The organism is Flavobacterium sp. (assembly GCF_044371705.1).
Taxonomy (GTDB): domain Bacteria; phylum Bacteroidota; class Bacteroidia; order Flavobacteriales; family Flavobacteriaceae; genus Flavobacterium.
This window is the reverse complement of record NZ_JBILTE010000231.1, coordinates 1-3,665: the sequence shown is the minus strand read 5'-3', so window position 1 is coordinate 3,665 and position 3,665 is coordinate 1. Positions and strand designations below refer to the sequence as shown.

2 protein-coding genes are annotated in these 3,665 nt (G+C 37.2%); both read left to right on the top strand.

Annotated features, from left to right (window positions below; translation table 11 throughout):
• Positions 1–18: 18 nt before the first annotated feature.
• Entirely contained in the window at positions 19–2,568 is a 2,550-nt protein-coding gene (locus ACIQ2S_RS12115; protein ID WP_396176351.1) for an ATP-dependent Clp protease ATP-binding subunit, read from the top strand.
• Positions 2,569–2,660: 92 nt separating this feature from the next.
• Positions 2,661–3,665, top strand: a 1,005-nt coding sequence (locus ACIQ2S_RS12110) for a RimK/LysX family protein (protein ID WP_396176349.1), incomplete at its 3' end; no start/stop codon positions are given.

Below are 3,665 nucleotides of genomic sequence, written 5' to 3'. Positions count from 1 at the left end.
CCTTTAAAAAATAGAGCTATGGATGATAATTTTTCACCAAGAGTTAAAGATGTAATCAGCTACAGTAAAGAGGAGGCACTTCGTTTAGGCCACGACTTTATTGGGACTGAACATTTGATGCTCGGAATTTTAAGGGACGGAAACGGAAAAGCTATAAATATACTGACCAATCTTGATGTTAATTTAGAATTGCTCCGAAAAAAAGTCGAAATACTAAGTCCTCCAAACCCGAATACAGAGATTGGAAACGAAAAAAAGAACCTGCATTTAACCCGACAAGCAGAACGTGCGTTGAAAACTACTTTTTTGGAAGCTAAAGTATATCAAAGTTCTTCCATCAGTACGGCACATTTACTGCTTTGCATACTCAGAAATGAAAATGATCCGACAACAAAATTATTAAACAAGCTGAAAATTGATTACGATTCAGCGAAAGAACAATATTTGAATATGATACCTAATAACAACGAAGAAGATTTCAATGAAAATCTTCCCAAAGCAGAATCATTTAATGACGATTCCGGACAAGATGACAGTTTAAAAGAAGGCAGTTTTAACAATCCGGGGAATAAAACCAATAAAAAATCTAAAACTCCTGTTTTAGATAATTTTGGACGTGATTTAACAGAAATGGCCGAAGAAGGCAAATTGGACCCTGTTGTAGGTCGTGAAAAAGAAATAGAACGTGTATCGCAAATTTTAAGTAGAAGAAAGAAAAACAATCCGCTTTTAATTGGTGAACCGGGTGTGGGTAAATCTGCCATAGCAGAAGGTTTGGCTTTGCGAATTATTCAAAAGAAAGTTTCTCGAATTCTCTTTAACAAAAGAGTTGTTACTTTAGATTTAGCAAGTTTAGTCGCCGGAACCAAATACCGAGGCCAGTTTGAAGAACGAATGAAAGCAGTGATGAATGAATTGGAAAAAAATGATGACATCATTTTATTCATCGACGAAATTCATACCATTGTAGGTGCCGGGGGTGCCACAGGTTCGCTAGATGCTTCCAATATGTTTAAACCTGCGTTAGCTCGAGGTGAAATTCAATGTATTGGTGCAACAACTTTGGACGAATACCGACAGTATATTGAAAAAGATGGTGCATTAGAACGTCGTTTTCAAAAGGTGATTGTAGAACCAACATCTATTGAAGAAACAATTACAATTCTGAACAATATTAAAGGTAAATACGAAGACCATCATAGTGTCACATATACACCGGAAGCTATTGACGCTTGTGTGAAATTAACCAGTCGTTACATGTCCGATCGTTTTTTACCGGACAAAGCTATAGATGCTTTGGATGAAGCCGGATCGCGTGTTCACATTACCAATATTGAAGTTCCTAAACAAATTTTGGAGTTGGAAAGACAATTGGAGGAAGTCCGTGATTTAAAAAACACAGTCGTTAAGAAACAAAAATATGAAGAAGCAGCAAAGCTTCGCGACGACGAAAAACGAATTGAAAAAGATTTAGCCATTGCTCAAGAACAATGGGAAATTGATTCAAAAAACAACCGAATTACCGTTACCGAAGATAATGTTGCCGATGTTGTATCAATGATGACCGGAATTCCTGTGAATCGAATTGCACAGACTGAAAGCAACAAACTGGCTCATTTGCCCGAATTAATTAGAAATAAAGTAATTGGACAAGATGAAGCCGTACAAAAAGTGGCTCGTTCGATACAAAGAAACCGTGCCGGATTGAAAGACCCCAATCGTCCGATTGGTTCATTTATTTTCTTGGGCCAAACAGGTGTTGGAAAAACGCAATTAGCGAAAGTTTTAGCCAAAGAATTATTTGATTCTGAAGATTCGCTGGTGCGAATTGACATGAGTGAGTACATGGAAAAATTTGCGATTTCACGATTAGTCGGAGCACCTCCGGGATATGTAGGATATGAAGAAGGTGGTCAATTAACTGAAAAAGTGCGTCGCAAACCTTATTGCGTGGTATTGTTGGATGAAATTGAGAAGGCCCACCCGGATGTGTTTAACATGATGTTGCAGGTTTTGGATGATGGCTATATGACTGACAGTTTGGGTCGTAAAATTGATTTCAGAAATACCATTATCATTATGACTTCCAATGTTGGTGCCCGTCAATTAAAAGATTTCGGACAAGGTGTTGGATTTGGAACTGCAGCAAAAGTTTCACAAGCAGATGATCATTCTAAAAGTGTTATTGAAAATGCTTTGAAAAAAACATTTGCACCTGAATTTTTAAACCGAATAGATGATGTAATTGTTTTCAATCCATTGGAAAAAGAGCATATCGATTTAATTATCGAAATCGAGTTGAAAAAGTTATTTGCTCGAATCAAAGATTTAGGCTACACATTGAATTTGTCTGACAAAGCAAAAGCATATATTGCGGAAAAAGGTTTTGACAAGCAATTTGGAGCCCGTCCGTTAAAAAGAGCCATCCAAAAATATGTGGAAGATGCCTTAGCTGAAGAAATTATTACCTCCAAAATTGCCGATGGTGATGAAATTTTTATGGATTTGGATGATGATGCTACTGAATTAACTGTAAAAATTAAAAAAGCAGAAAAACCAACGAGTTAAAAAATAAGCAACTATTTTAAGCCACGAATTCAAGAATTATGTATTTTTAATTCTAAATTCGTGGCTTTTTTTATCAGCATCAATCAAAAATCATGTTAGACAACAAATTAATTTTAGGTAGTGAAGAATGGTGTTCCTTTCCTGACTTGGGAATTCCTACCATCAAAGCACGTGTAGATTCAGGTGCAAAAACTTCTGCTTTACATGCCATCAATATTAGTCCGTTTATCAAAGACGGTGAACATTGGGTGAAATTTGACATCAACCCTATTCAGAATAATGTCAAAACCATTATTCATTGTCAGGCACCTTTAATTGATAAACGAATAGTAAAAAGTTCCAGCGGATTTCGTGAACAACGATTCGTCATTCAATCTCAACTAAAGTTAGGAGACTCCAGTTGGACGATCGAAATGACCTTAACAAACAGAGATTCCATGGGATTCCGAATGTTGTTGGGTCGCGAAGCCATGAGCGGACGAGCGATGGTTGACCCGGAACGCAAATATTTATTAGGCGATAATTCTACTGATAAATTAAAGGATTTATACCCCGATGTTTTAAAAGAAAAAAGCGGACTCCGAATTGGCTTATTAGCCAGTAATCCTGAATTGTACAGCAACAAACGAATCATGGAAGCCGGTGAACGTCGCGGACACGAAATGCGGTTTTTAAACATCAAGGAATGTTACATGAAACTGGATGCCGACACTCCTGAAATCCATTACCGTGGCGGAACCATTTTGAATGAATTGGATGCGGTTATTCCGAGAATTCGTCCGAATATTACTTTTTATGGTTGTGCCTTGACGCGACAATTTGAAGCATTGAAAATATTTTGTTTGAATTCTTCGGCTGCTATCACACAATCACGCGACAAATTATATTCGTTGCAGTTACTATTAAATCACGGCATTGACATTCCGACCACTGGTTTTGCCAATTCGCCACTAGATACGGATGATTTAATAAAAATGGTTGGCGGAACACCTTTGATTGTCAAATTGTTGGAAGGAACTCAAGGAAAAGGCGTTGTTTTAGCAGAAACTAAAAAAGCTGCAGAAAGTGTAATAAACGCTTTCAAGAGTCTGAATGCC